Raw genomic sequence first — 22,363 nt, forward strand, 5'->3', positions numbered from 1 at the left:
ATTCCTTTGCTCGAGTGACTTTCGCGGGTCTCTCGAAGAATCACGCGATGACCTTCATTCATCCGGCTACGACACGCCGGTACCGCTGATCAGGTCCGACTCGTACACCACTCTGCTGGACGCAACCTGGTCGCCCGACGACGAAGTAGTCGCTTCGCGCGTAGCTCCCATCGCCTCCGTAGAGGAAACTCAGGGTCACATCGGCTTCGAGCAGGCCCTGCTCCTCATCGCCGAGGACGGGTCCGAAGATGGCGATCGCCGGCGGATCTTGACCTGCAAGGAAGGCTCTTGCGCTCCTGCGCGCATGGTTCCACCACCACTGCCACGGATCGCTCGTGGACGGCACAGATCCCGGTTGTCCGGTGTATGCATGGGGCGTGTGCGGTGTCGGCGCAGGTGACGGTGTTGTGGGCAGCACGCAGAGGTCACCGCCTGACCCTGCGGGGCCGTTTCGGAGCTGTTCGTCCCACCACATGTGTTCAGTATTGAGCAGCGGTCCGACAGCTAGCGACGCCTCTACAGTTCGAATCGGCATCTGTCGGTTCCCACCCCAATGGATTGCCGCGCTCGCCGGCAGATGCTCGTATTTGGGCGGTGCAACCCCCTTCGCTGAGCCGTTAACGTTGCTGGAACGGGGCGTAGTCGTGCGCGCTTAAGAAGTCAGTGAAGGAGGTCGCGGTGGCACAACTGGACATCGATACCGCTGCTGTCACCCAGACGGCTGCTGCAGTCGCGTCGGCGCCGGCGGGGGCTTCGCCGACGGGAATCACCGTGACGCCGCCGGCCTCAGACCCGGTGTCCGCAGCGGTTACCGAAACGCTGCAGGCCCGCTGCGCGGCCATCAGCGGGTACAGCACGGTCGCCCAGGCGATCAGCCAAGCGCGAGGATCAATGCTGGCCAGCAGCGCGAACACCTACGACGAGCAGGAACAGCTCAACGCCGCCAGCCTGGGCTCGACCGGCGGGGGCTCCGGGGCGGCCACCGCACCGCCGAGTGTGGTGCCGAGCATCCCGACACCGACCATTCCGGCCGTCACAGCCCCGCAACTGGGGCCACCCCCGACCAACGGCAAAGACATCGCCACCCTGCTTCACGCAGGGCCAGGACCCGCCGGTCTCTTCAGTGCAGCACAACAAATGCGCACCCACGCCGGTCAGTTGCAGGATGCCGCCCGCCGGCTCCACAGCGGTAGCACCTCGATCTCCGCCGACTGGCAGTCCAGCGCCGCAGATCAAGCCTCCCAACGGATTACCGAACTCAGTCAGTGGTATGAGCGCCACGGCGAACACGCCACCGCGACCGCCACCGCGCTGGAAACCCACGCCGAGAGCTTCGCTCGAGCGCGAGCCAACACCCCCACGCCCGAACAGTTCGAAGACACCGAGAATCGCCTCAAACGTGCCGCACAGGCCAACGCCAACCCGGCCAACATGGGCCGCTATGCACCGGTAGTGTCGGCGCTGCAGACCGAACTCGGTGGCTTACACTCCAAGGCGACCGCGCAGTACACCGACTACGCCCGCAGCGCCGGCAATCCCTCGCTCGTAGGCGCACCGCTGGAGCCCCCACCCCGCCCTGCCGCCGGCGGCGTCCAGGCGCTCGACGTGCCACTGTCACCAGCGCCCAACGATCCCCAGAAATACTGGCTCGACCTGAGCAAGATGGTCGTCCAAGACCCCAAAACGCTTGGGCCGTACGGGTATCACGAACTGGTCCCCCACTCCGGCGTCTGGTACCCGGACGTCCCCTCCGGCCCGGCCAAATCGCCGGTCGACCTCAAAGACATCGTTCAGCTCCCGCCCGGAGCCCTGGGCCCCTCGCGCTACCAGGAACTCATCCCTGGCTCTGGCACCTGGGTACCGGAACCGCACGCCTTCTACGCCCCCGGTGTGCCCGATAAGCCCCCGGAGTTCCCGATTGATGTTCGCCGCTTGATTCAGGTCCCCGAGGGTCAGTTGGCCCCGTTCGACTCGAAACAGATCGCGCCCGGGCTGTGGTATCAGCTGCCCCCGCACCCCCGGTGACCGGTTACGCGAACGCGGCGACGAACACCCGTAGCCGTTCGACCTCTTTATCCAAGCTTTCGAAAACCGTTGCGATGGATGGCGATTGCAATGCGGTGCGGAGCTGCTTGGTGGCTCCGGTCAGTCGTCGGTGTGCTTGGCCCAGTTCGGCGACGCAGATTTCGGTACTGACTGCACTGACGACGACGGTGTCAGCGGCGGTCAACTCGAAGTGCATGACCTTTCGTGCCGCATCCGGTGGGGGCCATAGCCGCGATGCGCACACCCGGTCAATGTGGATCAGGCTGCGCATCTGCGCCTCCACCGCGGCGGCGAGCAGGTAGAGCTGCGTCGGCATGGCGCCGATCGCCGGACGCTGCGCACTTGGGGCTTGGCCCAGGTCGCCGTAGGTTCGCACGGTCTCGGCGACGTCGTGCAATTCGTTAATTACCCCAACGACCTTATCGGGGTCGCACGCAATGGTCATGAGTCAGCTGCTCCAGTGGTGTCCTAGGCCAACGGTTCTCGGAGTTTAACGAGAAGTTGGATAGCCTCGCCGCGCTCACCTTCGTCGAGCCAGGGCATGATCCGCACGATCGCCTCTTCGGCTTCGCGCGCCGATTTAGCCACCTCGGTCATCAACGCTTCGCGCGCATCCGGGCTGATGGATCGCTGGTGCGCCGCCAGTGTCGACCGCAAGGCGACAAGCTGACGCGCCAGGGCGAAGCGATCGCCTGGATCGGGGACTGTTGGTGGGTCGTCGCGGGGTGGCTTCGGTACTGCCGGCGTGGCCACGCCGCCGGCAAGAACCGCATCGATGCTGCCCGCTTCCCATTGCAGGGCGTCCTCGATGCCCCGGGCTTTCCGCGGGTTCAGACGACCAGGAGTCCGGCGACGGGTCTCGATATTGCGTACTAGCTCGACCGAGACCTGCCCGGCAGTGGCCACATCGCTTTGCGTCAGGCCCAGCTCCCTGCGCCGGGCCCGGACCGCCACCGCCAGCTCATCCCAGGACATGATGTGGAACATTTTGCCTCACGAACCGGGAAATCACGGCTATCCAGGCGCGATCAGGCGGGAAATCCCGACTTATTTGCCCGCTTCCAGCACAAAGCCGTGATGCCGGCGAGCGGGTCTGAGCTGCTTGAAAGCCTTCCAAGGGCCGTCCAGGCAACCCTGCGAAACCAAGAAATCCCGGTCATAGGGATACAAAAGCGGGAAAACGCTGCTACTGTCCCGGTTGTAACCGGGAAATCCCGGTTACGGACGAGGAGGGTGACCCGGATATGAGCAGTCAAACCGCCACCGATCACACAGCTTCCGGGGCCCGTTCGGTGGATCGCGGCAGCCGCATGCCGGTGCGCCTCTATCACACCAGCGAGCCCACCCCCTGCCAGACAGTCGACCCCAATCGGACCCGCAACGGCCAGGAGCTGTGGTTTTCCCAGTTCAAGGACCGCGTATTGGCTGTCCGGGACTGCCAGGGCTGCCCCTTCATCGGGCGGTGCGGCTACAACGCCGTCGCCGCGCGGGAGGAGTACGGAGTGTGGGGCGGTGTCTCACTGCCTGGCGACAAGAGCGACCCCGAGCTTCTCGGTGCGGCCTATGAGTACCTGCTGGCGCAGTTCGAGCGCCGCCGCAGCGTTGAGCTGCCCGGCCTGCCGGCCCCGGCGATGCCATCCTCGGCAGTGCGGCGCCGCCGTGCCAGCGCCGACGTCCACAGCAGCGCAGCCTGACCAGACGAGGTCCAAGAGACATGCTTGTCGACGACGCGATCTTTCCCGCCGGCTGGGCAAGCCTACGCACCGAGCGGCGCAGCAGGTGGCGGCTGAGATCGCCGCGCGGGCGGCGCGCAAGCGGGTGGCGGCCGAGGAGGCCGAGCGTCAGGCCCGCGCCGAGCTCGTCGAGCGCGTGCGTGGGCGCCGGAACCCCCGGGTGTAAAGACGGCTGCCGCGCGTGCTCCGCATGCTTGCCACTGAGGCGAATTCGGTTATACAAGAGGGGAATTCACCCGGAAATGGTGATCAGCCCGACCACGTCTGAGCGGTCAGGCGTCAGGTGGCGGTGGGGCGATATACCGCTCGCCGGTGGCATTGGGATCGAACTGTGGATCGGTGGGAACCAGGTAGGTCACGAACAGATCGTGCATGTGGTCGGTGAGTTGCCTGCGCGTTTCGCGCAGCACGGCGGTGATGAGTTCTTCGAGTTCGACGTTGGTGTAGGTGCTCAGCGCTTCGGGGGCGATGTCGAGATCAAGCAGGTTGCCCCAGCTGTCAAAGCGGGCGCGTACGTCATCGTGCAGGGACGGGATGTTGATCCCTTCCACAGCGTCGAGGAAGGCCTTGTTGCGGGCGCGCATGTGCGCCAGCGCGGCCTCGGCCTGGGCGACGTACTGATCGTCGGTCAGCGTCATGCCTGCTGATCCCCTCTCTCAGAACGTGTTTCGCGCCTCTCAGGGCGGGCTTCGCGCGCTTCAACTCTGCCTTTGACTGGTTCGGAGTTTGGTGGGGTTGTCAGGCGCAGCCGCTTTTCTTCGTAGAGCCGCTTGTCGTCCTCACCTCCACCGCCGCGCCCGGGCGCACCCATCATTGGCGGCATCATGCCGCCAATCGGTGCGCCGCCCATCCCGGTACCGGTACCGGTACCGGTACTGCTGAGCGTCGGGGCTCCAGTTCCCACTGTCGGTGCCGGGGCCGCAGCCGGTGCAGCTGCCGCCGACGCCGGGGCCGCGGCCAGTGCCCCGTCACCGCCGGAGGCAGGTTCGGTATCCCCGGGCTCGGAACCGCCACCACCGCCACCGTCGCCGAGGTCCCCGAGGTCCCCGAGGCCGTTTCCCTCTCCCGAGGACGGGTCGGAGCCACCTGGCTGTCCGCCGGCGAGCCCCTGCAGTGCTGATGCGCCGCCTTGGGCCAGCCCGCTGACGAGCTGGGTACCGGTCTGCTGAACTTTGTCCGCGGCCCCGCTCAGAGCCCCGAGCAGGCCGCCAGCCGCACCGGCCACCACACCGAAGACTGTGGGCAGCAGGGTTTGCATGAGATCCCCGCCGCCGGTGGGGTCGCCCAGGGCATCAGCGGCCGGGGCCGCGCCAGCGTCACCAGTGCCTGGCTGGGAGCCGTCCTCGGTGCCCGGCGCTACACCGGGCTCACCCTGCCCCGACGCCCCCTGTGTTGTAGTGGTTGCGGCGCCCGGTTGCAGAGGCTCGGCTTGCACTTGCCCGCCGGCGGTGTAGGTGCTGTAGGTGTTGACCGCTTGCTGATGTGCCGCAGCAAGATCGGTCTGCAGTTTCGCCACAACTGCGGCGTAGCGGCCACCATTGTTGGCGTTGGCGGCCGACGCAGAGCGCAGCCGTTGCTCCAGCTCGGTGAAATGCTGCGGGGTGGGGATGTTGGCGCGGGCTTGCCGAAAATTGTTGGCCTGCACCGTCGCATCCCGAGATAGCGCGCGCGACTGATCGGCGTGGCGGGTGTAGGTCGATTCCAGCGTGGCCAAGTGCGTGCTGGCCTGGTCGGCGGCCGCGGAGTCCCAATTCTGCTCACTGGTCCACCGCGCCGAGCGCACCGACTGCGCGGCAGAGTCAAGCTGGTCAGCGTGCGCGTTAAGTGCCTGTGCGGCTGACTCCAAGGCCTCGGTACCGGGGCCGCCATGCATGAGCGCGGCGATCTCCCTGCCAGAGGTTGGCTGCACCCCCGGCGTCGGGACGCGCGGAGCCACCAGCAGCGGAGGGGCGATTGATGGCCCATCGCTGGTCGGCACAGAGGCGGCGCGTCCCCGCGATCCGGCGGCCAGCGAGGCGGCGTTGACCCGTTCCTGGTCCTCGTAGGTGGTGGCGTTTCTGTTCATCCGGGCCGCCGCTTGCGCGGTCTTGTGATTAAGCGTCGCGGTGGCGTTGAGCAGCTCGCTGATCGAGGTGGACAGTGCCAATGCAACCTTCACCGACGTCGCGTCCGCCGCGCACGGCGTAACTACCGGCGGGGGCGCCGCCGCCGGGGAGCTGGCCCCGGACAGGCCAGCCCCGGCGCCGCGCACACCGTCGGGGTCGATGAACAGATTTGCGCTACTGGCCATCAAACGAACCTGATCTACGTTCTCAGCGTCTGCTGGTTCTCGTGCTCTTGATCGGCGTAGGTCTGCAGATCACGGCGGATGTGGTTGGCCACGGCCTGGGCGTTGGCGGCCAGGCGCCGGCCGAGGTCATGACGGGCAGCCAAGGTGGCGGCATAGGCCTCGCCGACTGTCGACGAGCCGATCTTGCCGAAGGCATGCCGGGCGGCCTCGATTGTGTCCGGGTCGGCGGCCATGCGCATGCCGGCGGCCTCGCTCTCGGTATCCCACCAGGAGGCGTGGTCCTCCCAAGCGTCGAAGTCCACCGTCAACCGGTTGGCCATGGCGCAGTCCTTTCACTCAATGGGTCGTTTGCCCAGCGTAACTCCGGTGCGCGGTGGTTAGCGCGGCCTCAAAAATCCAAATATCGAGCCCGGTACGCCGCGATCTCGGACTCACTGGGATAGGTGTCGTCCGGGGGCATGTCGGCGCCGAGCTCGTTCATTCGTTGCCGCTGCGCGAAGCGGGCCCGCATCAGCGCCAGCCGGTGCAGGTGGATCAGCCGCTCGGACAGGGTGTCGGCCGACCAGGCGGCATTGACCTCGGGCTCGAGCTGCACCCGCACTACGCCACCACTGGCGTCCAGCTCCACCAGCAGCGCCCCGGTGCGTGACGTCTCGACGTAGGTTCGTTCCTGCGTCTCGGCTTCTGACTGCATCCTGCGGGGCTCCCCTATGCCGTGGGGTTACCGGTCGGCGGTACCGAGGTAACCGAAGCTGATGCCGGGGTGCCGGTCGGTGGTGCCGGCACACTCGCCTGCGCCCCGCCACCAGCAGCCGGCGGTCCGGTCCAGCCTAAAAAGTCCGACGAGCTGGGCAGCGCCGAGACAGGTTTGAGCTGGCCATCAAGCCAAATCTTGCCATTGCCCAAGTACATCACCGCAGGCTTGGCGTCGAACTGGGCGTAATCGCCGGGGCGCAGGCTGTTGCGGTCGACCGGATTCATCACCGGCGAGCCCGCTGGGGGGATCTGATCCCCATACGCCGCGCTGACCGACTTGCCCTCCAGCACGGCTTTCATCGCGTCTGCGCGATGCGGATCGGCCGCGGTCACCGAGGTCCCATCGGGTAGCGAGACGGTGCGCTGCGGATCAGCCGCCGGCGCCGCAGCCGGGGCCGCGGCCGCCGGGGTGTTGTTGGCCACCGGCTGTGCGGTGTTCGGATCCGCGGGGGCCTTGGCGTCGTCCTTGCCCTTGTCGTCGGTGAAGGAGTCTTCGGGCTTGTCCGCTTTCCGGTCACCCTTGGTATCGGAGAACTCATCGTCCGCGTTGGCCGGGTCCTGGCCGTTCTTGTCGGAGAACTGCGAGGCCAGCCCCGGCAGCGCCGACCCCAGCCCGCCCAAAGCCGGCCCCAGGGAATCCAGTGGAGACCCGCCACCACCGCCTAGGCCGCCGAGCATGCCGGGCAGCGCCGAGCCCAGTCCGGCCAGGGAGGTCAGCGGGTCCATTCCGCCCATTCCGCCCATACCCATCGGGCCCATGCCGGCCAGCGGATCGGTTAGAGGGTCAGTGCCTGCCCCAGCATCCGCCGCGGGCGGACTCGCCCCGGCATCGGCCGGCGGGGCTGCATCACCGCCACCGCCACCGCCCGAGGAGTCGCCGCCAGATCCGCCCTCGCCACCGGCCGAACCCTTATCTCCCTCACCAGACTTGGGACCATTGGTGCGGTACTCCTGGCCCAGGGCATCCATGATGGCCGCCTGGGTCTTGGCGTCGACCTGCGCATCGCTGAGCACCTTTTGGATCTCGCCGAACTTCTGGTCCATGTACTTCTGGAACGCCATGACCGAGGCCGGGTCGCCCATCTCAGGTGCGATCTGCTTGGACTTGGCCTGGATGTCGGCCAGGATCGCGTTGACCTTGTCGCGGGCCTGCTGATTGGACTCGAAGATCTGCTTGAGCAGAGCGGCGAGCTTGCCATCAGTGAGCGCGGCTCCGTCGACATGCTTGTTGTACTGATCGCCGGCATTGGCCGCACCATCGTTCAATCCGCCCGCGTTGTCGGCCGGCGGGGCCGGGGCCGGCGCGGGCGCAGCTGGCGGGCCGGCGGGTCCGTAGAGCGCAGTGTTGGTGCGCTGCAACGGCGTTTGCGTCGGCGGGTGGTTGTCATCGGCGAATACGTGGCCCACTGCGGTCACCACTTTGACTGCGTTCTCGACCGCAGGTTCGAGCAGGTCCACCACGATGTTGGGAAGACTCGGGAGCCCAAAAGTCACGAGCGGACGTCCTCTCTGTTGACCACGTCGTTGCTGTTTACGACGCTAAGCCTGCATAACCCTCGATAGCTACGGGCATAGGAACTAATTCGGGGCGTTCGCGCACCACCTCAGTGGCGGTGTGACGGAGCCGGGCAATGACATCGTGGTGGCCGACGCCGACCTCTTCTGCGATGGCGCGCAGCGGCATCTGCGGGCGTACCTCGAACAGTCGCCACAGCGCCTGGCTCAGGGTGTTCTCGGAGTGGTTGGTCAACCGGCCCCGGCAGTGAATCTCGCGGGCCAGAGCCACCCACCGCTGGCCTCGGTCCTGAAGAGTTTGCTCCCTCACATCGTTTGGGCGTCGCGGCTGTGATGCGGCTACCTGCGGTCGAGAAGGATTGAACCGCCACAAGATTTGCACCGCGTGGGTACTGCCCAAGATCCCCGCGGGCGGCACACACGCCACGGCGAACGCCAGGGCGGTCGGCAGCGGCGCTGTCGCCGGCAGGATCGCGTGCAAGGCGTTGCCGCCGATGCTCACCAGCGCTCCGACGCCCAGCATCGCCCAAAAGAACTGCCTGTTCTTGCGCTGATCCGGGTACGCGGCTGTGGCCAGGATGCCCATCGTCGCCAAAACGATTGCGCCATCGACGATTCCGGGCCACAGATACGGAAGCCAGCCCGCCCAGCTGCCGGTACGGCGCGCGAGATCGCTCAGCGCGGCAAACGACAGAATGAAGCTGGAGACCGCGATCGCCGCGGTGATGGCCACTGCGACTGCCCTGCTCGCCCGGACGAGCGGAGGAACCTCGCCGTGAGCGCTGTGATCGGCCTCCGGCGGTTCAAGCCACGCCATTTCGTCGCCCAGCACGGGGTTGAGGCCAGGGTGTTCCCCGTCGATGAACGTCGCCAGGTTGTCCACTGCAGTCATGCATCGCCGCTTTCAGGAAGGTGCGCCCAGTAACGGAAGTCGTATCGGATGAGTGAGCCGAGGCCGCCGATGTCGCTAGTGGCGTCGCCGGACGGGGTGTGACTGATGTCCATCCAACATCGCCGGGCGGCGCAATAGCGACGCGCCAAGAATTCTGGTGGCTGCTTTGTCGGCCGGCGCGCGTTGTGTTCGGCTGCCAAGGTTGAGTTCTAGGGGCGGCGCGTCACCACGGCAGACCGTGACATCCTGTTAGCGCTGCAGCTGGAGGCACTGTTGCCAAATATCTGGGTGTGACCAGGCGTGTCTGGTCGGTTAAACCGACCACTCCATGACAAACTCGGCTGCAACACGAGAACCAGGAGGCACATCTACCCCGTTGCGACATACCCTGCGTGGCGACGTCAGGCAGGAGCGCGTGGTCCCTGAAAGACGAAATCCCCGCCTTAGCGGGGATTTCGCAGATCCGAACCGAAGCGCCAACTTCGGTTCACAAGCGACCACTACAACCGAATTCTCCGAGACCGATTTTGGGGCCAGCAACTCGCCCGTATAGGCAAAGTAGCTGGCTCCAGGATAAGGGACACCCTTGTGAGCCGCAATAGCGCAGTGCAACCTGCGCCCGTAGAAGGCTGCCGTCACCCCAAAAGTACTGCCCGCCAGGCTACTCGGGCGGGGCGACTATGACAGCGGCAGCCCACGACGAGGCGCCCAAACCGTCGACCGCGCCGTCACCTGAACTGGTGTGGAAACGCCTCGCACCTCTGGTCGCCGCCCCCGGACGATCACGGATGAGGCTGTGCAGCAGCGTAACTGGGAAGTTCAGCGACACCTCCAAGCGCACCGACCGGCTCCCGACACGCCCGGCCGCGGTGTACCTCTACAGCCACCGCCGCACCCAGATGCTCTGGCTCGACTTCGACGCAAAGCGCCATGGACGCGCTGCCGTGGATGCTGACATGGCCGCCGCAACCTCATGGTTGACCCAATGTGGTGGCGAGGTCATCGCAGACCGTTCCACCAGTGGCGGCGGGCACCTGCTGTGTCCGCTCGCCATTGGGACCTCAGCGTCACATGACGAAATTGTGCCTCTGGTCCGCCTGCTAGCCGCCCGGTTGCCCACCCTCGACATCACGCCCAACACGAACCCCGAGACCGGGTGCATGACCCCACCAGGAAGTCCCTGCCGCGAAGGTGGCTACCGGCGGCTCGTCGGCACCCTCGATGACGCCGTCGCAATCATGACCACGCGGTCAGAGCCAGACCTGCTCCCCCGACTCTGCATGCTGCTCGGCGTTTTCAAGGCCCGCGTTCAGGCTCCGCGCACGGCCTCCCCTAACCAAGCCGGCGACCGCAGCCCCTATCTCTATGGCAGCGGTGATACCCAGACCATCGCGGCCCCCTACCTCCGAGGCGACCCACTGCCGCCCGACGTCGATGCCTACGCCACCCATGCAGCCATCGCCGCCACACGGCCGACCTGGCAGTCCAATCACGAAGCCCGTATGTCGGTCGTCACACAGGCCATAGCCCGCGGCCACAGCCTGGCCAGCTTGCGGGCCATGATCGCCCCCGGAGGGCCGTGGGAACAGGGACTTGGAACTGCCTACCGGCGGTATCAGCATCGGTCCGAGGACGCCCTGGCCCGAGACGTCAACAAAGCCACCAGTTGGCTCATCGACAATGTCCTAAAATCCTCTCCCCCGCGGCACAAGAGTAAGTACTCACCGGGGGGGCACAAGGGGTACCGGGGGCCCGAGCCTTTGCGGGCGTGGCTAGCAAACGCCCTCGCCTGGGCGGATGGAGAATTCGCTGGACGGCGGTACCGCTGGACCGTGCACTGCGTGCTGCAAGCGGTAGCGTTCTATGCCCTGGTGGCTGGTGAGCAGCGTTCAGGTACGTGGTTGATCGGCGTCGGGGGGCGGACGTTATCGCTGTCTGCGGGGCTGCTGAGCGAGGACTGCATTTGGCGGGTGCTGGCGGACTTGAGGGAACGACCGGGATCGCCGCTCATTCTGGTCCGACAACACGTCGGAACCGAACCGGACGTTTACGCGCTGACCAGTCAGAACCTAGTCTCTAGGACACAGAATAGAGCTGAACGGGTCAGAGTTGAACCGGTGCACGATGCCTGGATCGTGTTAGGCCACCATCTTCGCCGGATCTACGAACTGGTCGTTTACCACGGTCTGACCGCGCGAGCGGACTTGTACGCCGCGGCGGCACTTCCCCGCGCCACCGCCGACAGCATGATCGCTGAGCTCCAGATCGCGGGCCTGATCACGACGCCAGGCAGAGGGATCGTGGGGCCCGGAAGTGCGTCACTTGATGAGATCGCGGTCCGGCACCAACTACACCAGACACGTGACGAACGGCTCGCAAAGCACCGGGAGGAAAGGGCTGCCTGGCGGAGCTGGCTCGACGAGCGCGAGCGCCAGCACGCCGTGGGTCAGCACGCGGAACCCTTGGGCATGACGTCGGAAACGCCGAACGTGGCGGTGGACGACGTTGAGCATTCGGCCTGGCTGGAAGCGGTGATGGCCACTGGCCCACCAGATCACGAGGCTGGAAGCGATGAGCTTGGCGCGATCGAGCTCATCGCCGAACTGCTCGGCGGGCGAATCCTGGCCGCGTAGCCGTGAGGCTTAGGATGCTCGCGCTTGCGGCACCAAGTCGTGCCGATCGGCTTCCTGGCAATAGGCGTGTGCCTGGGCGATGAGCTCGTTGATCGCTGGCGCGATCAGCTCGGCGATCGACGTGCCGGTTTCGTCTGCGAACTGCCTCAAAGCCTTATGGTCAGCCTCGCTGACCCGACGTGCCACCATCTTTTCCTTTGCACGGACCTCCCGACTGCGCCAGTCGGGGCGGCGCCTGCGCGCAGGGGTGACCTGTGCCGTGTTTTCCGCCATACGTCTGCTCCCTCGCCTGCCATCGTGTCGCCGCTGATCCGCACTGAAAGGCGTCTCCATATGTCGGATAAACCGACATTGACACTGTAGCGGCAGCCGGATCTGCAAGCAGGGAGCCAGGGCGGCGTGTCCGGCGCCGATCTGGTGCTGGATAATCCAGCAAAATCGCATTTCAGAGACTTATCACCTGTCGGTGGTAGCGGTATAGTGAAGGCCCGCAAGACGCATCGGGCCAGGTGAAGGGGGAGCTGCGTGAGCTCGTCACCTCCACCTCAGCCGGGACGGCCGACCGTCTCATTGGCGCAAGCGGCGAAACTGCTCGGAAAAGACTGGCGGACCGTTAAACGGCTGGTCGAAAACGGCGACCTCGATGGCGGCGCAACGCTCGAGGGCAAACGGCCGACGTACTACGTCTACGCCGATCAACTGCTATCCGCCGCTGCTCTGCCGGCGTCTCAGGATGCGAGCAGTCTGCTGGACACCATCGCAGGGCTCCACCAAGAGCTCGAGCAGTCCCGTGCCGCAGAAGCGCACGCCCGCGAGAGTGAAGCACGGGCACGGGCCGCCGCCGCCGCGACAGAAGAAACCAACCGCCTTCTGCAGGCAAACCAGGCAATCCTGCTCGGCGCCGTACAGGAGTTCCAGCACGCGAGCGACGCCGCGGCCGCTCTCGTCGATGACTACCGTGCGCTGACCGACCGACACTGGTCGATGGCCGGGCAATATCGAGACGCGGCGACGGGTTTCGCGAAAGCTGCCGATAACTACCAAGACATCCTGGGGCGACTTCTCACTCCCGACGACGCCAGCTCCCTGACCCAGCCCAACGATTAGGTTGGGGGCCCGCCGGCTCCCCCAGGTTTGGCGGTCAGGGGCCGATCTCGCCGCCCGGACGCCGCCCAAGTCGGCGGTAGACGATGAGCGTGACGTGCAAAAACCGCCCAGCTGGCCCGTGGGGGCGCGAAACCGCGGAGATGCGTGTGGGCCACGCGGCGAAGGCGTCGGATCAGCCCAGGAGCACGGTGGGCGCCTCTGAGTCGATGCGCGCCAGAGGCGCATCGACCGTTCTTGCCAAAAGTCCAGGTCGCACTATCCGTGAGACGTGCTGGGCGTCCCGGCGCGGAAGCCAGATACACCGCCCAATACTGAGGTCGGTTGTCGATCTGCATTAAGGCAGAGCCACATGCTCATGTACGAGTCGGAGCCACCATGTTGCCCGCCAGTGTGCAACAGGTGGCACCTGCTGTTCACCACGACGGTGATGTATTCACTCGCTAACACGCTGTGGGCAGAGCTATGGATTGCGTCCTGCGATGGATCACCTTGCGAATAATGGTCCACGCTCGTGGACGGGTTTGGCCCGCTGCGCGTCGCATCGCGGTGTCTGAGGTTCTGTGACGTACTCGTGCAAGGCCAGCACTCGCAGCGGGCACCTCAATTGGCTGGCACCCTCGCCCATCTGCACGATGTAGCGCCGCCAGTACCGTCTGTCGGCATGCGACAGACTGTGTGGATCAGAAAGCATGGTATTCATCGGAGGATAGTGCATTGACTTCCACGTACGCTCACCCCGTGGCACACGCGGCACGCACGGTAGTGGTTAGAGCCGGTATCACAGTGGCTATCTCCATCGCTTCGGCCACTGTGCACCGCAGCCGGAATCACGCGTGCTACTTGGCGGTATGCGATGCATCGCGTCGGGCCGACACTCAGGTGGCTTACGTGGCGCGTGCGCAGGCTCCTTATCTGGCTATATGCGTGGCGGTATGTATGGGCTCTTGGCGGGTACTGAATCGGGCGGCATGTCAGGCAGTGACTCTGGCGCTCTGCCGTGCGTGATAGCGGGTTGTTGATCACACCTGAACAGCAGTGATCATGCAGGTCTTGGACCATGTTGCAGGCCACGGTGACTTCGAGGGCGCGCCATACATCCCGTGTCGACGGTGGCTCGGAATGGGTGACGGCGGGGCTTATCGCGTGGGGCATTGGGGCGGAACACGTGCAGTTGGCAGTGCTCGGGTGGCGGTCGCAACCGCCACGTAGACAACCATGACGCTCGTTGTGGATGGCGGAGTGTGGACCACCGCTGTGGGCAGCGTTACGGCTGCTCCGGGCGTCCATGTGGTGTATCACGGTTTGGTCACTAGTGCGTGGACGGCGTGGCGTCGACCTGCGTGTCGTACCTGGGTCGCTAGACTCTGGTGACCATGAACCGCAATATGCCCGCAGCCCTCGCGCCGGACGGTGCGTTGCGTGGGCTGCCATCCGTAATTGAACAGGCCAGAGGGCTTTCATGACCGAAAGCGTAACCGCCTGGGCCGCGCCGGTGCCGACGATCGATTGGGCGCGTCTAGGTCACGTATATGCGGTCGCCAACGGTAAGGGCGGCGTTGGAAAGACCACAACGACGGCGAATATCGGGGCCCTGGTGGCCTCCGATGGGGCCCCGACTCTGATCATTGACCTCAACGGGCAAGGGAACATCGCCCATCTTTTAGGGTTCGCCAACAGCGAGCTTGACGACCATGGGCGCGGCCTTTTCGGCGCCATCACCGGCGGCGCGCCGCTCAGACCTGTCCGGGGAGTGCGAGACAACCTTGACGTCATTCCGGGTGGGCCGTTCGTACGGCGCATTAGTGCCGCTGTGGCCGGCGACCTGATGTCCCAGGAGTCAGCGCCGTCCGTTCTCCTGTCACTCGCGGACAGCCTCCAGCGAATTGCACACAACTACCAACTCATCATCATCGACACCCCGCCGGAAAATCCGCTGCTGCTGGAGCTGGCGCTGTGCGCGGCCCGATTCATCGTGGTGCCGATGAAGACGGAGCTTATGTCGCAATTCGGCCTCCGTGAATTGGCCGGCGAGATCCGCAAAATGCGGGAATTCAACGAGTACCTCATGTTGCTCGGAGTGTTCGCATTCGCGTCGGGCACATCCGCGACGAAGGTCAGGAAGGAGATGACCGATCAGATCGCGCGAGACCTTGGTGCAGACAACGACGTGATGATGTCAGCGTTCATCCGTCACTCCGAAGCGGTCGCCAACGATATGACCAAGTATGGTCGCGTCGCCCACGAACTGGAACAAGAGATCGCCAACAACCCCAAGTATTGGGAGTTGCGTAGCGGCACCGCCAAGAGCACTGCTGTTGTCAGCAGTACGTCCAAACCTGTAGCCCGCGATTTCGCCAAACTCGCGAAAGAAATCCTCACCCGGGCCAGCGCACGACGCGCCGAAATGATCGAGCAAGGAGTATGGCCGTGAGCGGCAAACTGAAGCACCAGGACATCCCCGCCGAAGATCTGTCGGACCTCGGCAGCCCGGCTCCCCGTGGCTCCGGACTCAGTGGCCTCCTCACAACCACTCCTGCTCCGGCCCCGGATCAGCCCCTAGCGGAGACCCGAGTCGGTGATCCGGCAGAGGCCCCCCGGCCGCCGGTCTCCCCACGGTCGGTTCGATCGCCGCGCCAGTCGAGCACCCGGTCTCGCACGCGGCCGACGACCGCGGTCTACGTCAGCCAGGGCGTCAAACAACGCTTCGAGGACTATCGGCACAAAGCGAAGAAGACCAACCTGCAGGTCGTCCTCGAAGCGATCACCGCGAAGCATGCAGACCTGACCGACATCATCAAGAGATCGGAGGTCAGCACCGCACCTGTCGGCGGTTCACTGTTTCCCGCCGACCCCTCGGCGGTGCGGTACCTAGGCGGGGGCAGCGTCCAGATCGGATTCAGCCCGACTCCCGAGCAGGAAAATGTTCTCGATAGCCTCGGGCGCGAGCTCGGATTCACCACACGCAGTACCTGGATTGCACCGGTCCTCAACGCCTTCCTTCCTGGAAAGAAAGACACCTAAGGGCCACCGCCCATTCTCAGAGCGATTCAGCCCCTACGGCCCTGGCCAAACGTCGCGGGGGCCTCGGCTAGGTCCGGGTTGCCGTCGCGGGCGGTACCAGGAGCAGGGAGTGTTGGCGACTCGCTGACTACACTCAGCACGTGGTGGCCTTGAGATGCACGAGAACAGGTTGGGTCGAGCCTGGGCCTCCGCTGGCCTGCCCACAAGGCCATACCCTTCGCGGTCCGTACCGAGTCTTGGTGGGTACCCAGCAGTGCGCCACGTGCTCAGCCCAAGGCCTCGGAGCGCATAGGTCCTTCACCTGCCGGACTTGTTCGGCAACGGTGTACGAGCCGCCGCCGGGACCAAACTGCACATTTGTTGCCCTCGACGGCAGAGCTGCCCCCGCGGCCCGGCAACAACCCGGCGGGGGAGTGGGTGGGTCTGCTCAGAACCCCACGCAGGCCAGCACGTAGACGCTCGACACTTCCCCGACGGCAGCGACACCGCGGTGGCTCAGTCCGCGATCTTGGCCAAGATGGCGTTGGCGATCTGTCCCGGGCGGTCAGCGATGTCGTACGAGCACATCAGCCCGTCGACCACTGCGTTGGACTTGGCCGCCATGAAGCGCGCACACGCCCATCTTTTGCTGTCGTCAGGTCGACGCACCATGGTGGTCACTGCGCCAGTCTGAACCACATCGCCAATCGTCCAGTTCGGGGGCGTCAATCCGTCGCTGCGGGTCTCAGTCACCTGCCGACCAGTGCAGGCTCTCCACTGGTCGGCGATGCGTTGAGTGGCGGTAGTGGCGGCGACAGGATCGGGGAAGAGCACAATCATCTGCGCGACAGCGTGAGCCCCTTTGGGGCCGGGGTCCTTATAGGTCTGTCCGTAGGCGTCGGTGGCGTGCAGGCCCGCATAGGTGTCAGTCTGTCCCCAGAGCATGGTGCTGAGGCATTCCGGCGGAGTGTAGTGGTCGCCTGCCTCGAGCTCGCTGAGCTTTGTGTCAACGGCGCCGGTCTCCAGAGCGGGTGAGCCGATCAGAGTTTGCATGGTCGGCAAATCGATGAGCAGCTGCGGCAACGCTGCGGCCGTGACCAGGGGAGTGGGGGTGCGGGTTGGTTCGGCTGGTTTGGAGACAGGTTCCTTGAGGTTCGCGGTTCCGGGAACTGTTGTCGCGCAGCCGGTCACAGTGAGCGCGGCCAAGCAGACAACGGCGGCGGCCGCGGGTGCGATGGGACGCCGGGGTGGGGATGTGGTCATGGCAGATACCTTTGATAGCAGCTGTCAGCGGTTGAGTTGAGCAGTCCGGAGCGGAATGCCGCGATCCGGGTGAAGCCGGCGGGCACGGTGTCGTTGTTGACGTCGCTGGCGACGAGTCCGTTGGTGAGGAGCCCAGCGACCGCTTCGTCGAGGTCACCGGCGGTTAGTTGGAGTTGCTTTCCGGATGCGACGTCGATGCGCTTGGCCATGGCGCGTTGGGCGAAACCGGTCAGGCATGCCGTTCGCAGGGCGGTGGTCGCCGAGTCAAGGGGAAGACCTCGTTCGCGCTGCACGCCCAGCAGGTATCGAGAAATGACCACGGACAACGCGGTGTTATCGCCCTGGAGGAGCACGTGATTGGACTCGTCGGACGGTGTCCCCATCTTCTGGAGCACATCGAGGTTGACGACGACGGTGTTGGCCGACGGGCAGTACCAGGCAGGCGTGTTAGCAGCTGGGTGTGACGGGCAGCTGACGCGAGACGCGTCGACGGCCAGGGTGGGCGGCTGGTTGGGGGAGAAGATCTTGCCGAGGATCTCCACCAAGGTGTTCAGCGTCTCCTCGGTAATGGCGACTTGCCCGGTCTGCAATGTCCCGCTCGATTCGGCTTGCAGAACGAGCGGTAGATCGCCGCGACGGCGGGTGATCTCGTCCATCGAGATCGTGGCACATGCGCCTGGGCCGGCGCTGAAACCCTTCTGGACGGCGCTGACCCGATCTAGTGCTGTGCCGTGTCCGTCCTCGAGGAGTTTCCTCCGCCGCGGTGTGATGACCGGATCGCGGATGGTGATCGCGCCAGCCAAGACGTGATTGAGGCCGACGCCGGTGCTCAGCGTGAACCGCGGCGAGCGGCCTTCGGCCACCCAGCGCAGGTAGCTGCCGGCGAAGCAGTCGGCTTGCTGTTCGGCAACCAGTGTGGGGGTGTCACGCTCGACGAGGTCGGCCATCTCCTGGATGGCGTGGCCGTATTCGTGGGCGAACAACCCCGCGACCGCGGTCTGGCCGAAGTACTTCTCGGTGACCGGCACCATGACCCCGCGATCCCAGGCGATCAGGTCATCGCGTGGGCAGAAGAACGCGTTGACCTCGTCATAGGTAGTCTCGCCGCACAGCACCGGGCTGGCGGGATTGGTGGAGTCGTAGGACACCAGGGTGTCGACCGGAGCGAAGGTGCCCTGCAGGCTGTGCGGATATGCCTGGTGCCAGTAGTCGGTGATGTCGTCAATGCTCACAGCGGCCAACCGGTCGACCTGTCCGTTGTCAGTTCCCCGGACCGACCCTGACGGCGCCGGTGCGTTATCGCGCATGCCGCTGGCCCCGTCCTCGGCGACCAGGCCCGCGACCCGGAACGGCTGATCCGGCCCGGAAAGCAGGGTTCCCGGGACGGTGGCCGCACAGCTTGAGGCGGTCAGGGTCGCCACCAGTGCCGCCGCCGCACACAGACCGCTGCGCCTGCGCGGCCGTACGGAGCTTGCTGGAGTGCTCACAATGCGTTGAACCCCTCGTTCGGCAGTGTTGCTGGCGGCCTGGCCATTGTGGCACCTCGGCGCGGTTGGGTGCGCGCTGTTGTCGACAGTGCGGCGTTGCAGCCGATCGGGCGTCATGCCGGAACTTGACTGGTGATCGTCTGGATAGCTTGGGATGCTTGGCCTTTGGGGTTGCGTCCACATACCAAGACATCAATGGCGATGTTGCTGGTGGTGGACGCATGGCCCCGCTCACAGCCCCAGTCGGCTCCGGATACGTCTTGCGACATGATCATCATGGTTCGCTCGGGGTTGGAATCAGCAGTACCGAACCGCCAGGTTTGTGTGGCCGTCGGATTGTCCGGAGGTGTGTAGGTGATGGCGCGGGTGGCGCACTCGCGCCATTCGCGGGCGATGCGGCTCTCGAAGCGGCGCCTCGCTCCTTCATCAGCGAACCCGATCACGGCTTGGGTGAGGGTGTGGTCAGGGTGAGCGCCCGAATCACTGGCTGTGCCGACCGCCACGCCGGTGTAGGCGTCGTCGGTGTAGGAGGCAGCCTCGCCCGGGCCCCAGGGGCTGGCGCAATGCGGGTCGCTGGTGTCCTTGGCGGTGTTGAGGAAACCGGCCGCCGGTCCGCGGACCTGCATCGCTCTGCTCGAACCGGTGATAGCGGCAGCCTGTTCGGCTGACAGCAGCGAGGCCGCCAGATCCGCCGACGAGAACGGTCCCACCGTCGATGCGGAACCATTGGGGGTCCCCGACCCATCGGTGAAGGCCGCCACACCCCCCCACACAGCGGCCTGAGCAGCCGGCGTACCTGCCGCGACAGCCAACATCACAGCGGCGCTGGCAAACGCCCCGATGGACACCCGCCGCCGAGGTGCATCACGCACCGCCCCGGCCCCAACGGACCGAAGGTGCTTTAGTTTCAAGTGAAGCAGCATGGTCGAAGGCTAACCCCAACCGGCGCTCCAGTGCAATAGCGTGAGTTAAAGCATCATGCCCGTTTGGGCTCGCCGCATCGACGGACCCGTCACGGCAAAGGGAGCATTATCAACGCTGTGATGTGCAAAACGGCTGTGTATCGTGAGGGTGCTGGCAGCGCGGCGGCAGGAATTCACCACACGAGTTGGCCCGGCTGAGCTCCACGCAGTCGCCAGCATGCAATACTTGTTTCTGGTGCACAGCGTGGATATAGCCGCGGCGGTGCCGCAGGTTTGGATGATAGGAGTGCGTCTCGTGGATCACACGCCGACGTTGATCGTGCGAGTCGGTGCACAGACCCGCGTGGTGAACCCTGCCGATGGGCCGATCGTGCTGGGCCGCGACAGCGGGGCCGCGATCCACATCCCTGACGAGGGCATCTCGCGTCGACATGTTCGCCTCGAACCTCATCGCGGTGGCTGGTTGGCGGTCGACACCAGCACCAACGGGATCTACGTCAGCGGGCGCAGGCGCAGCTCCGTGCCAATTGCCGATGGTCTGCGGTTGCACCTGGGTCACGCCACTGAGGGCATTGTCGTGGTCTTCGAACACGCCCGCGATGGGCACACCGAGCTGGCCCCGGTGACCGCCGGGCCCGTCAGGGTCGCCGACCCTGCAGCTCAAGTCCCCGTCGCTTCTGCCGGGACCGATGAAGACGAGCTCGACGAGGACCTTTCCGGTGACATCGACCCTGCCATCGCACATGTGGGCGCGGCCATCGCCGCGCGCCGAGCTGAACTTGACCTCACCCAACGCGGCCTGGCGCGCGACGGGATCGTGGCCGGAGCCACCCTGATTGCGTTGGAAAAGGGTCGCCGCTGGCCGCGTAACGCGACGTTGGGCAAGCTGGAAGGGGCCTTGGGTTGGCGGCCCGGCACGCTCAATGAGCTGCGTGACGAGGCTGCCGCGGCGACGTCGGACGCGGTGCCGGCCGCCACCCTCGCCGACGTCATTGACCTTGCCTTGGCGACCCTGTCGGCCCGCATCGGCGACCTTCCTGAGCCCTCCAACCCGGACTACACGCCCCGCGTCACCTCGATTCTGACCGAGTTGCACAAGCTCGAGATCACCACCGCCGGCGCCGCGCGAAACGCCAGAGGCTCGGCAGCCTTAGCCGTAGCGTTGGGCGCCGTTCGGGCCCGCTACAACGACCTCATGCTGGCTTCCGCACAGGCACCCAACGCTACAGTCGGACAACGGCTTTACGCCGCGCGGCGTGCGCTCGGGTTGAGCGCGGAGGAGGCGGCCAACGCTGCTGGCATCGCCACCATCGAGCTGCTGGCGGCTGAGGCCGGTGAGCACCTCGATGCGCGCCCCACCGCCGCCCTCGAAGCGCTGCTCGACCAGCTCGCGCCCGTCGTCCCCACCGCCTGAGGCCCGAAGGGTCGAGACGGCACGAGCGAAGGGCTGCTACCGAGAGCGCCCAGGCCCACCGTGCAGCCCGCTGCACGGGCCCGGTGTCGGCACTCCGCAGCGAGATCAGGCCATCAGGGCGGTGTGTCCACCCACACCGGCGGGTCCACACCGACATTGACCTTCTTCCCAGTGATGCCGATAGTGATCCAGTAGTCCTTCCACATGCCGGTACCGTCGGCCCTTTGGGCATCGGCCGACCACTGCATTTCACCATCGGTCAATGTCACGATCATCGTGGCCGGATCGAGACTGTACGCGGCACCGTCGACTGACCGGAGCCTCGTCAATTTCACGGTGTCCATCTTGATTCCTGCCGAGCTGCGGCCTGGCTTATCAGGCTTCTTGCACGATCCGGTTGGGCAGCAGCCAGGTGGGTAGGGCCCGCCCTGGAAGCAGTACCGCGAACGAGCCTCAAGGACGTCGAGGACCGCCTGTCGGCCAGTGTCATTCAGACTGATGCTCGGAACTATCGGTGCTGGCGAAGTGCCCCCCAGGCTTTCCAGCAGCACCGGCTTGACCTCAGCGGACACGTCGACGAATCTGTTGGCCGAATCGACCGGGGGCGAACCAGGAAACAGCGTGAGCATGGGCCCGCCGAAGCTCGGCAGCCCGCCGATGCCAACCGCCTTCAAACCCTCATTCGGCTCACTCCCGGGGGCCCCCAACGGGACCTGGACGGTGGTGGCATCCAGTTTCCACTTGCCGTCAGAGTTTCGTACTGTCACATCGGCCTGGGACTTTTGGGCGCCGAATGTTGCTGCTAAATGCAGCCTTTCGGTCCTGGGGACCTCGGTGCCCACCGGGTCCAGGTTGGTGACCGAGATGTCGGTGAGCGGCAGCGAAGCAAGCCCGGCTTTCAACACTGCATCGGTCAGTAAGTGAGTGTCAGCCGGCGGCGAGGCACTCAGCGATAGCGCGGTGGCTGCGTCCCCGGCCGCTAAGGCCTGCAAGTACCGCTCGCCGGCGTCCCGCGCCGCCTGATGTGCAGCGGCGATGCGTTGGGTCTTGTTGTGGGCGGTCACCGCCTGCACCCCGATGACGGAAGCTACCGCCGCGAGCACCGCGACGACAGCGGCGATCACCAGCAGGCGTCGACGCCGACGCCCGGCAGGCCGGACTGCTAACGGAGCAGCCCAGCTGTGCGCGAAGTCGGGCGGTGACACCGCCGGTGGCGTTGTGGGCTGCCATGGCTGGCCGGCGACGTCGGGTGCGGCCGTGACGGGCCAGGCCCCGGTGCTGTCTGCTATACACATCTCCGGTCC

At 65.7% G+C, this 22,363-nt stretch carries 21 protein-coding genes; 8 read left to right on the plus strand and 13 right to left on the minus strand.

All coding sequences use genetic code 11. The features are described 5' to 3' along the window. The first annotated feature begins 678 nt into the window (after positions 1–678). Entirely contained in the window at positions 679–2,025 is a 1,347-nt protein-coding gene (locus tag HPC46_RS30840; protein WP_005148505.1) for a WXG100 family type VII secretion target, read from the plus strand. Between the two features lie 4 nt (positions 2,026–2,029). Here HPC46_RS30840 and HPC46_RS30845 read toward each other — a convergent pair whose 3' ends face one another. Beyond that, entirely contained in the window at positions 2,030–2,491 is a 462-nt protein-coding gene (locus HPC46_RS30845; protein WP_005148506.1) for a hypothetical protein, read from the minus strand. Positions 2,492–2,514: 23 nt separating this feature from the next. Further along, on the minus strand, positions 2,515–3,033 hold the full coding sequence (locus tag HPC46_RS30850) for a helix-turn-helix domain-containing protein (RefSeq protein ID WP_005148507.1): 519 nt from the start codon (positions 3,031–3,033) through the stop codon (positions 2,515–2,517). Positions 3,034–3,290: 257 nt separating this feature from the next. On the opposite strand from HPC46_RS30850, the gene HPC46_RS30855 reads away from it, so the two are divergent. Continuing rightward, positions 3,291–3,740 (plus strand): WhiB family transcriptional regulator, encoded by a 450-nt coding sequence (locus HPC46_RS30855; RefSeq protein ID WP_005148509.1) that lies wholly within the window; start codon positions 3,291–3,293, stop codon positions 3,738–3,740. A gap of 311 nt (positions 3,741–4,051) precedes the next feature. Here HPC46_RS30855 and HPC46_RS30860 read toward each other — a convergent pair whose 3' ends face one another. From HPC46_RS30860 to HPC46_RS30885, 6 genes are all read right to left on the minus strand, one after another. After that, positions 4,052–4,417 carry a hypothetical protein gene (locus HPC46_RS30860; RefSeq protein WP_005148510.1) on the minus strand — a complete coding sequence of 122 codons (366 nt, stop codon included), beginning with the start codon at positions 4,415–4,417 and terminating at the stop codon, positions 4,052–4,054. Continuing rightward, complete coding sequence (locus tag HPC46_RS30865; protein ID WP_005148512.1) at positions 4,414–6,069, minus strand: PPE domain-containing protein; 1,656 nt, start codon at positions 6,067–6,069, stop codon at positions 4,414–4,416. Before HPC46_RS30865 ends, HPC46_RS30860 begins: the two co-directional genes overlap by 4 nt. Before the next feature lie 14 nt (positions 6,070–6,083). After that, a complete protein-coding gene (locus HPC46_RS30870) occupies positions 6,084–6,389 on the minus strand; it encodes a hypothetical protein (protein ID WP_005148513.1) in 306 nt (101 codons plus the stop codon). A 68-nt stretch (positions 6,390–6,457) separates the two neighbouring features. Continuing rightward, positions 6,458–6,763 (minus strand): YbaB/EbfC family nucleoid-associated protein, encoded by a 306-nt coding sequence (locus tag HPC46_RS30875; protein ID WP_005148515.1) that lies wholly within the window; start codon positions 6,761–6,763, stop codon positions 6,458–6,460. Positions 6,764–6,777: 14 nt separating this feature from the next. Beyond that, positions 6,778–8,319 carry a DUF4226 domain-containing protein gene (locus HPC46_RS30880; RefSeq protein WP_005148516.1) on the minus strand — a complete coding sequence of 514 codons (1,542 nt, stop codon included), beginning with the start codon at positions 8,317–8,319 and terminating at the stop codon, positions 6,778–6,780. Between the two features lie 37 nt (positions 8,320–8,356). Then, positions 8,357–9,232, minus strand: coding sequence for a DUF2637 domain-containing protein (locus tag HPC46_RS30885; RefSeq protein ID WP_005148519.1), 876 nt, complete (start codon positions 9,230–9,232; stop codon positions 8,357–8,359). Positions 9,233–9,912: 680 nt separating this feature from the next. On the opposite strand from HPC46_RS30885, the gene HPC46_RS30890 reads away from it, so the two are divergent. Then, positions 9,913–11,865, plus strand: a complete 1,953-nt coding sequence (locus tag HPC46_RS30890) for a hypothetical protein (protein ID WP_036424947.1) — start codon at positions 9,913–9,915, stop codon at positions 11,863–11,865. Positions 11,866–11,874: 9 nt separating this feature from the next. On the opposite strand, the gene HPC46_RS30895 is transcribed toward HPC46_RS30890, so the two are convergent. Next, the gene (locus HPC46_RS30895; protein ID WP_005148521.1) at positions 11,875–12,138 is read right to left on the minus strand and encodes a hypothetical protein; all 264 of its coding nucleotides are present in this window, start codon (positions 12,136–12,138) and stop codon (positions 11,875–11,877) included. A 297-nt stretch (positions 12,139–12,435) separates the two neighbouring features. Between HPC46_RS30895 and HPC46_RS30900 the strand changes: the two genes are divergently transcribed. The 3 genes from HPC46_RS30900 (at position 12,436) to HPC46_RS30910 (ending at position 15,993) form a co-directional block, all read left to right on the plus strand. After that, positions 12,436–12,972 carry a hypothetical protein gene (locus tag HPC46_RS30900; protein ID WP_218894851.1) on the plus strand — a complete coding sequence of 179 codons (537 nt, stop codon included), beginning with the start codon at positions 12,436–12,438 and terminating at the stop codon, positions 12,970–12,972. A gap of 1,459 nt (positions 12,973–14,431) precedes the next feature. Next, the gene (locus HPC46_RS30905) at positions 14,432–15,403 is read left to right on the plus strand and encodes a ParA family protein (RefSeq protein WP_005148525.1); all 972 of its coding nucleotides are present in this window, start codon (positions 14,432–14,434) and stop codon (positions 15,401–15,403) included. Further along, entirely contained in the window at positions 15,394–15,993 is a 600-nt protein-coding gene (locus tag HPC46_RS30910) for a hypothetical protein (protein ID WP_218894852.1), read from the plus strand. Before HPC46_RS30905 ends, HPC46_RS30910 begins: the two co-directional genes overlap by 10 nt. Positions 15,994–16,488: 495 nt before the next feature. Here HPC46_RS30910 and HPC46_RS30915 read toward each other — a convergent pair whose 3' ends face one another. The 3 genes from HPC46_RS30915 to HPC46_RS30925 all read right to left on the minus strand — a co-directional run bounded on the left by HPC46_RS30915 (position 16,489) and on the right by HPC46_RS30925 (position 19,594). Beyond that, the gene (locus HPC46_RS30915) at positions 16,489–17,235 is read right to left on the minus strand and encodes a sensor domain-containing protein (protein WP_005148528.1); all 747 of its coding nucleotides are present in this window, start codon (positions 17,233–17,235) and stop codon (positions 16,489–16,491) included. Further along, entirely contained in the window at positions 17,232–18,722 is a 1,491-nt protein-coding gene (locus tag HPC46_RS30920; RefSeq protein WP_325096847.1) for a neutral zinc metallopeptidase, read from the minus strand. Before HPC46_RS30920 ends, HPC46_RS30915 begins: the two co-directional genes overlap by 4 nt. Positions 18,723–18,835: 113 nt before the next feature. After that, positions 18,836–19,594 (minus strand): sensor domain-containing protein, encoded by a 759-nt coding sequence (locus tag HPC46_RS30925; RefSeq protein ID WP_179475910.1) that lies wholly within the window; start codon positions 19,592–19,594, stop codon positions 18,836–18,838. A 346-nt stretch (positions 19,595–19,940) separates the two neighbouring features. On the opposite strand from HPC46_RS30925, the gene HPC46_RS30930 reads away from it, so the two are divergent. Beyond that, positions 19,941–21,059: an FHA domain-containing protein gene (locus HPC46_RS30930; protein ID WP_252990805.1), complete on the plus strand. Its 1,119-nt coding sequence runs from the start codon at positions 19,941–19,943 to the stop codon at positions 21,057–21,059. A 113-nt stretch (positions 21,060–21,172) separates the two neighbouring features. Here HPC46_RS30930 and HPC46_RS30935 read toward each other — a convergent pair whose 3' ends face one another. Next, entirely contained in the window at positions 21,173–22,123 is a 951-nt protein-coding gene (locus tag HPC46_RS30935; protein ID WP_218894853.1) for a hypothetical protein, read from the minus strand. A 13-nt stretch (positions 22,124–22,136) separates the two neighbouring features. Here HPC46_RS30935 and HPC46_RS34745 point away from each other — a divergent pair. Then, positions 22,137–22,363 (plus strand): hypothetical protein (locus tag HPC46_RS34745; protein ID WP_218894854.1); only part of this gene is annotated, 227 nt, incomplete at its 3' end.

Origin of the sequence: Mycolicibacterium vinylchloridicum (assembly GCF_013404075.1) — a bacterium.
Taxonomy (GTDB): Bacteria; Actinomycetota; Actinomycetes; order Mycobacteriales; family Mycobacteriaceae; genus Mycobacterium; species Mycobacterium vinylchloridicum.